Raw genomic sequence first — 7743 nt, forward strand, 5'->3', positions numbered from 1 at the left:
CAAGGGCATCGAGGCGGCCGTAGGTCAGGGCTTGAGGAGGGCCTTGATGGCGCGGCGCTCGTCCATCGCCCGGTAGCCCTCGGCGACCTGGTCCAGGGGCAGGGTGAGGTCGAAGACCGTGCCCGGGTCGATCCGGCCGGTCAGGACGTGGTCGAGCAGGTCGGGCAGGTAGCGGCGGACGGGAGCGGGGCCGCCGCGCAGGCCGACGTGGGAGAAGAACAGTTCCTGCCCGTCGACGGAGACCCCGTGCGGGACGCCGACGAAGCCGACGCTGCCGCCGGGACGGGCGGAGCGCAGGGCCTGCTGCATGGATTCGGCGGTGCCCACGCACTCCAGCACGCTGTCGGCGCCGATCCCGCCGGTCAGCTCCTTGATCCGGGCCACTCCTTCCTCACCGCGCTCGGTGACGAGGTCGGTCGCGCCGAACTCCCGGGCCAGCTTCTGCCGGGATTCGTGGCGGCTCATCGCGATGATCCGCTCCGCGCCCATCTGCTTGGCGGCGATCACCCCGCACAGGCCCACCGCACCGTCGCCGACCACCACGGCGGTCGAGCCGGGCTTCACCTCGGCGGCGTCGGCGGCCCACCAGCCGGTGCCCATCACGTCGGAGACGGCCAGCAGGCCCGGCCAGAACTCCTCGCCGGGCACCTCATCGGTGGCGACCAGGGTGCCCTGGGCGTTGGGAATGCGCACGTAGTCGGCCTGGCAGGTGCTCATGAACTCGCGGTGCACGCAGTTCGACGGGAACCCGTTCCGGCAGTTCGGGCAGGTGTTGTCCGAGGTGGCGAACGAGCCGACGACGAACTGGCCGGCCCGCAGGCCGGTGACCTCGCTGCCGACCTCCTCCACGAAGCCGACGTACTCGTGCCCCATCGGATGCGGGTCGCCGATCGGCTCCAGGCCGCGGTACGGCCACAGGTCCGATCCGCACACGCAGGTGGCGGCGGTGCGGATGATCGCGTCGGTCGGATGGAGGATCGTCGGGTCGTCCAGGGTCTCGATGCGGACGTCGCCGGGGGCGTGGATCACAGTTCCGCGCATGAGGGGATTCCTTTGCATACCGGGGCGCGCGGTCGTACGGGGCGAACCGGCCGCCGCCGAGTGCGGGTCGGGTGCGCGCTGCGCGCCCCGCCGTCTTCACGGCCGGACGAGGAGCGCCACGCCATCCAGAGAACCCGTTTCCGGGTCGCGCAGCGAGTCACCAGCGAGGGGTGTACCGGCAGTACATCCCTCCCGGGCCCGGGACGCCGTACGGTCGAGGGGTGGACAACAGCCAGGAGGTCCGCAAGTTCCTCAGCTCGCGGCGAGCGAAGATCACTCCCGAGCGGGTGGGCCTGCCCGCCGGCAGCCGCAGGCGGGTCCCGGGCCTGCGCAGGAGCGAGGTCGCGGCGCTCGCGGACGTGAGCGTGGAGTACTACGCCAAGCTGGAGCGCGGCAACCTGGCGGGCGCCTCCCCCGCCGTCCTGGAATCCGTCGCCCGGGCACTGTGTCTCGACGACCCCGAACGCGCCCATCTGCTGCATCTGGCGCAGGCCGCCGACAGCTCCGACGCCCTCGTCCGACCCCGGCGCCGTGCCCGGGCCTGGACGCCGCACCGCAGCCTGCAGTGGACCCTGGACGCGATCACGGCCGGCCCCGCCTTCGTCCGCAACGGCCGGCTGGACCTGCTCGCTGCCAACGGCTGGCAGGTCGGCCCGCTCCGCGACCACGGCATCGGGGAAGGGCGCCCGAGAGGTTGGGAAAGCACGCCCTGAGGCGTTACGGCAGCCCGGCGAGGGCGGTCGCGTCCTGGAGGAACCGGCGGGTGGGCTCGTGCCGTACCATGCCCCGGTCGGTCACCAGCATCGGCCCGAGCACCGGGTCGGCCGCAGGCTCCCTGCCCCGCAGCAGGCGGTCGAGCAGTGCGAGCGCGTTGTGGGCGTACGCGAGCGAGGCGGTCACGGGCACCTGGGCGGCGAGCTCCCCGGCGCCGATGACCGTCACCCCGTCGCCGACCAGCGTGGCGGTGTCCGGCCGGACGCCCTCGATGGTGCCGCCCTCCGGGCCGGCCGACAGGTCCACGAGGACCGAGCCCGGCCGCATCCGTGCCACCGCCGCCGTACGGAGCAGCACCGGGGGCGTCCGGCCGGGCAGGTCGAGGGCCGTGACGACCACGTCGTGGTGGGCGACGGCCTCGGCGAGGCCGGCCACCCAGGCCGGTCGGCGTTCACGGTCGGGGGTATCCCACGGGTCCCGGTCGTCCGCCACCGGGGGGAGTCCGGGCAGGTCCAGCAGTTCGGCACCCAAGGCGGCGACTGCGGCGCGCTCGCGGTGGCGCGGTTCGACCGTTCGGACCAGCGCGCCCAGGCGGTGGGCCGTGTCGATCGCCTGCAGCCCCGCGTGGCCGGCGCCGACCACCAGCACCCGGACCGGCTCGAACAGCCCGTCCGTAGTGCCCCAGGGCGGCAGGCAGAGGTCCAGCCGGGTGGCGGCCAGCAGGACCGCCCGGTAGCCGGCCGCCCGGCCCTGGGAGGCCTCGGCGTCGAGCGGGTAGGCGGCGGGCAGGTCCGGTGCCAGGTCGAGGCCGATCGCCGTCACCCCGCGGTCGGCCCACTGCCGGACCAGGTACGGGATCCGGTGCGGGCGTACCAGTGCGGCCAGTACCTGGCCGGGCCGCAGGTCGCGCGCCGGGTCGACGTTCGGCGGGTGGATGCCGAGCAGGACGTCCGCCCGGCGGAGCAGTTCGGCCCGTCCGACCACGGCGGCCCCCGCCGCCAGGTAGTCGGCGTCGTGGTGCCCGGCCAGGGCGCCGGCGTCGGGCTCGACCAGGACGGTCGCGCCGAGGCGGACGGCGGCCGGTGCCAGCTCGGGCACCAGGGCCACCCGGCGCTCGCCGGGTGCGGTCTCGCGGAGCACGCCTACCGTCGTGGTCGTCATCGCTGCCTCCGTCGCCCCCGGTCGGCCCGCACGCCCAGTATGTCCCGTTTGGCCGTCGTCTTCGCTTGGCCGGATACTCGTGCGCGGGGCTACTCGCGCACGGGGCGACGACACGCGGCACGGCGGAGGGAGCCGGTCATGGCCTCCAGGGGCTGGCAGTTCTGGGTGGACCGGGGCGGCACCTTCACCGATGTGGTCGCGCTCACCCCGGACGGCCGCCTGCTGACCCACAAGCTGCTCTCGCACGACCCGGCCCGCTACCGGGACCCCGCCGTCGCCGGGATCCGGGCCCTGCTCCCCCCGGGAGCGGACATCGAGTCCGTCCGGATGGGCACCACCGTGGCCACCAACGCCCTGCTGGAGCGCACCGGCGAGCCGACCGCGCTGTGCATCACCCGTGGCTTCGCGGACGCGCTGCGGATCGGCTACCAGAACCGGCCGCAGATCTTCGCCCGCGGGATCACCCTGCCCGAGCCGCTGTACGCCCGGGTGGTCGAGGTGGACGAGCGGATCGCCGCCGACGGCGAGGTGCTGCGCCCGCCCGACCTCGACCGGCTCGCGGAGGACCTGCGCGACTGTCTGGACGCCGGAATCCGCTCCGTCGCCGTGGTCTGCCTGCACAGCTACCTGCACCCCGCCCACGAGCGCGCGATCGGGCGCCTCGCCGAGCGACTCGGCTTCGACCAGGTGTCGCTGTCCAGCGAGGCGAGCCCGCTGATGAAGCTGGTGCCGCGCGGGGACACCGCCGTCGTCGACGCCTACCTCAATCCCGGCCTGCAACGCTACGTTCGGCAGGTGGCGGACGAACTGGCCGGTGTCCGGCTGATGTTCATGCAGTCCAACGGCGGGCTGGCGGAGGCCGGGCACTTCCGGGGCAAGGACGCGATCCTCTCCGGCCCGGCCGGCGGCATCGTCGGCATGGTGCGGATGTCCGAACTGGCCGGCCACCAGCGGGTGATCGGCTTCGACATGGGCGGCACGTCCACGGACGTGTCGCACTTCGCGGGCGAGTACGAACGGGTGGTGACCACCCGGGTCGCCGGGGTGCGGCTGCGGGCGCCGATGCTCGCCATCCACACCGTCGCCGCGGGCGGCGGCTCGGTGCTGCGCTTCGACGGCGAGCGGCTGCGGGTCGGGCCGGACTCGGCCGGCGCGGACCCCGGGCCGGCCTGCTACCGGGGCGGCGGCCCGCTGACCGTGACCGATGCCAACCTGCTGCTCGGCCGGATCCAGGCCGGGCACTTCCCACACGTCTTCGGCCCGGACGGCGACCAGCCGCTCGACCGGGAGCTGACCGAACGCCGGTTCGCCGAGCTGGCCGAGGAGATCGGCGACCGTACGGCCGAGGAGACGGCCGAGGGCTTCCTGCGGATCGCCGTGGGCAACATCGCCAACGCGATCAAGCGCATCTCCGTCCAGCAGGGCCACGACGTCACCCGCTACGCCCTGACCACCTTCGGCGGCGCGGGCGGCCAGGTCGCCTGCCCGGTGGCCGAGGCGCTGGGCATCCGCACCGTGCTCGTCCCGCCGATGGCCGGCGTGCTGTCCGCCCTCGGCATCGGCCTGGCCGACACCACCGTGCTGCGCGAGCACGCCGTCGAACGGCCGCTGGCAGAGGAGGAGATGGCCGCCGTCCGCACCCTCGCCGAGGAGCTGGCGGCGGCGACCACCGAGCAACTGCTCGACCAGGGCGTACCGGAGGACCGGATCCGGCTGGCCCACCGGGCCCGGCTGCGCTACCAGGGCACCGACACCACGATCGGCGTCCCCCTCGGCGAACCGGCCGGCATGAAGGCCGAGTTCGAGGAGCGCCACCGGGCCACCTACTCCTTCCTGATGGACCGCCCGCTGGTGATCGAGGCCCTGGCCGTCGAGGGCACCGGCGTCACCGAGCAGCCGGAACTGGACGCTCTCTCCCCCACCTCCGAGGCCAAGGCGGAGCCCACCACCGTCTCGCTGTACACCCACGGCGAACGGCGCCACGTCCCCCTGCTGGAGCGGGAGTCCATGCGCCCCACGGACACCGTGACCGGCCCGGCCGTGATCGCCGAAGCCAACGCCACCACCGTGGTGGACGACGGCTGGCAGGCCACCGTGACGGAGGCCGGGCACCTGCGGGTGGAACACGTCGAGGCCCGCACGGACGAGGCCGTCACCGCCGCCGCCGACCCCGTCCTGCTGGAGGTCTTCAACAACCTCTTCATGGCGATCGCCCAACAGATGGGGGCCCGGCTGGAGTCCACCGCCCAGTCGGTCAACATCAAGGAGCGGCTGGACTTCTCCTGCGCCCTCTTCGACCCGGACGGCAACCTCGTCGCCAACGCCCCGCACATCCCGGTCCACCTCGGCTCGATGGGCACCACCGTCAAGGAGGTGATCCGCCGCCGCGGCCCGGACCTGCGCCCCGGCGACACCTACGCGGTCAACGACCCGTACCACGGCGGCACCCACCTTCCCGACATCACCGTGGTGACCCCGGTCTTCGACCCGGACGGGCAGGAGGTGCTGTTCTTCGTCGCCTCCCGCGGCCACCACGCCGAGATCGGCGGCATCACCCCCGGCTCGATGCCGGCCACCAGCCGGGAGATCGAGGAGGAGGGCGTGCTCTTCGACAACTGGCCGCTGGTGGTGGACGGGCGGCTGCGCGAGGCCGAGACCGTACGGCTGCTCACCGAGGCCCGGTACCCGTCCCGGGACCCGGACACCAACCTCGCCGACCTGCGCGCCCAGATCGCCGCCAACCGCAAGGGCGTCGACGAGGTCAACACGATGATCGACCATTTCGGCCTCGACGTCGTCCAGGCCTACATGCGGCACGTCCAGGACAACGCCGAGCAGGCGGTGCGCCGGGCCATCGACGGCCTGACCGACGGCAGCTACCGCTACGAGACCGACTCCGGCGCGGTGATCGCCGTCGAGGTCCGGGTGGACCGCGACGACCGCAGCGCCACCATCGACTTCACCGGCACCTCGCCCCAGCTCGGGAGCAACCTCAACGCCCCCTCCGCCGTGGTCACCGCCGCCGTCCTCTACGTCTTCCGCACCCTCGTCGCCGACGACATCCCGCTCAACGACGGCTGCCTGCGCCCGCTGCGGATCGTCGTCCCGCCCGGCTCGATGCTCGCCCCGGTCCACCCCGCCGCCGTCGCCGCCGGCAACGTCGAGACCTCGCAGGCCATCACCGGCGCGCTCTACGCCGCGCTCGGCCTGCAGGCCGAGGGCTCCGGCACGATGAACAACCTCAGCTTCGGCAACGAGAACCACCAGTACTACGAGACCATCGCCTCCGGCTCCGGCGCCGGCCCCGGCTTCCACGGCGCCGACGTCGTCCAGACCCACATGACCAACTCCCGCCTCACCGACCCCGAGGTCCTGGAGTGGCGCCTGCCCGTCCTGGTCGAGGAGTTCGCCGTCCGCCCCGACAGTGGCGGCACCGGCCGCTGGCACGGTGGCAACGGCGCGCTGCGCCGACTGCGCTTCCGCGAACCGATGACCGTCAGCCTGCTCTCCGGCCACCGGCACGTCGCACCGTACGGCATGGCCGGCGGCTCCCCCGGCGGCCTCGGCGCCAACCGGATCCTGCGCGCCGACGGCACCGTCGAGGACCTGCCCGGCTGCGGCAGCGCCGACGTCGACGCCGGGGACGCCCTGGAGGTCCGCACCCCGGGTGGGGGCGGCTACGGAAAGCCCTAGACGTGTCGTCAGGGGGCGGCCGCGGCCTTGGGAGAGCCCATGGTGATAGGAGACCACCAGGACCTTCGGTGGGAACTTCGCCGACCTCGGGAGCGGCCATACCGACGAGGACCCGAACGGTGCCGCATCCTGTCCACACACCGCCGAGCCGAGAGGCAGACGCCCTTGCGTATCACCGACGCCCGCACCGGGCAGCGCACCGAGGTCCGCCCGCACCGGGTCGGGCTCCTGCACGCGATCGTCGACGTCGGCGAGCAGGGCCGCCCGTTCGGCCTCGGGGACCTGCGCGCCCTGGTGGCCGGTGACGTACTGGCCCGCACCTGCGAGGCCCAGGGAATGCAGGTGACCATCGAACTCGTCGTCCCGGACGCCCCCGGGGAGGGGACCCGGGCCCTGCTGGCGGCCGCCGACCGGCTCGGCGTCCACCCACCCGCCGGGCTGAGCGCACGTCACGAAGTGGCCGGCTCGGACCGGGCCGCGGCCGACCTCGCCATCACCAGTCGCTCGGCCGAGCGTTGCGACCCGTCGTCCGCGCCGCTCCTGGTCACCGGTCCGGTGAGGGGGCCCCACCACGCCCGTCCGGACTCCGGAGCCGAATCCCCGGGCTCGATGACCGTGGACCGGCACGACCCCCTCGCGCTGCGCCTCATCTTCCTCGAACACGCCGTCACCGCCCCGATCCGGCTCACCGACGAGGACTTGGCGAACGCCACGGCGCGGCTGGCCCACTGGCGCGCCCTGGTGGCCGACAGCGCCCGCGAGCCGTCCCGCCCGCCGGAGGCCGACATGGTCCAGGCGGGCTTCGACGGCCTCGACGAGGATCTGGACGCCCGGGTCGCGGTACGCGCCCTGCACGCACTGGAGGCCCGGGCCGCCCTGCCGGACGGCGCCCGTTTCGAGACCTTCGTGCGCCTGGACCAGATCCTCGCCCTCGAACTCGGCCGCGACATCGGCCGGACGCCCGGCTGACCCGGCCGGTGTCGTGGCCGTACGTACTGTCTCCGCTGGGGAGCATCGCGATGTCAACGACCCAGGGCTTAAGGACTCCGTTGGGAAATTCGCAAACCGGGCTGGGTGATCAGGCTGCCAGGTCGAGTGCGGCGAGGTGCGAGATTCGTGTCTTGCCGAGTGGTG

4 protein-coding genes and 1 pseudogene are annotated in these 7743 nt (G+C 73.7%); 3 read left to right on the plus strand and 2 right to left on the minus strand.

Annotation, left to right across the window (positions count from 1 at the left end; genetic code table 11):
- Positions 1-24 precede the first annotated feature (24 nt).
- Entirely contained in the window at positions 25-1041 is a 1017-nt protein-coding gene (locus ACIRYZ_RS42160) for a zinc-dependent alcohol dehydrogenase family protein (protein WP_402953964.1), read from the minus strand.
- Between the two features lie 221 nt (positions 1042-1262).
- On the opposite strand from ACIRYZ_RS42160, the pseudogene ACIRYZ_RS42165 reads away from it, so the two are divergent.
- Positions 1263-1679 (plus strand): annotated as a pseudogene (locus ACIRYZ_RS42165) (helix-turn-helix domain-containing protein); the annotation flags it as partial.
- A gap of 79 nt (positions 1680-1758) precedes the next feature.
- Here ACIRYZ_RS42165 and ACIRYZ_RS42170 read toward each other — a convergent pair.
- Entirely contained in the window at positions 1759-2916 is a 1158-nt protein-coding gene (locus ACIRYZ_RS42170) for an NAD(P) transhydrogenase subunit alpha (protein WP_402953965.1), read from the minus strand.
- Between the two features lie 138 nt (positions 2917-3054).
- On the opposite strand from ACIRYZ_RS42170, the gene ACIRYZ_RS42175 reads away from it, so the two are divergent.
- Positions 3055-6609, plus strand: coding sequence for a hydantoinase B/oxoprolinase family protein (locus ACIRYZ_RS42175; RefSeq protein WP_402953966.1), 3555 nt, complete (start codon positions 3055-3057; stop codon positions 6607-6609).
- A gap of 165 nt (positions 6610-6774) precedes the next feature.
- Positions 6775-7578 carry a hypothetical protein gene (locus ACIRYZ_RS42180; protein ID WP_402953967.1) on the plus strand — a complete coding sequence of 268 codons (804 nt, stop codon included), beginning with the start codon at positions 6775-6777 and terminating at the stop codon, positions 7576-7578.
- The last annotated feature ends 165 nt before the right edge of the window (positions 7579-7743 follow it).

It is taken from the genome of Kitasatospora sp. NPDC101155, from assembly GCF_044768305.1.
Classification (GTDB): Bacteria; Actinomycetota; Actinomycetes; order Streptomycetales; family Streptomycetaceae; genus Kitasatospora.

What these genes read in the sequence shown, in the direction of transcription:
- ACIRYZ_RS42160 (WP_402953964.1), bottom strand. Translation starts at nt 1,041, where the DNA reads ATGCGCGGAACTGTGATCCACGCCCCCGGCGACGTCCGCATCGAGACC.
- ACIRYZ_RS42170 (WP_402953965.1), bottom strand. Translation starts at nt 2,916, where the DNA reads ATGACGACCACGACGGTAGGCGTGCTCCGCGAGACCGCACCCGGCGAG.
- ACIRYZ_RS42175 (WP_402953966.1), top strand. Translation starts at nt 3,055, where the DNA reads ATGGCCTCCAGGGGCTGGCAGTTCTGGGTGGACCGGGGCGGCACCTTC.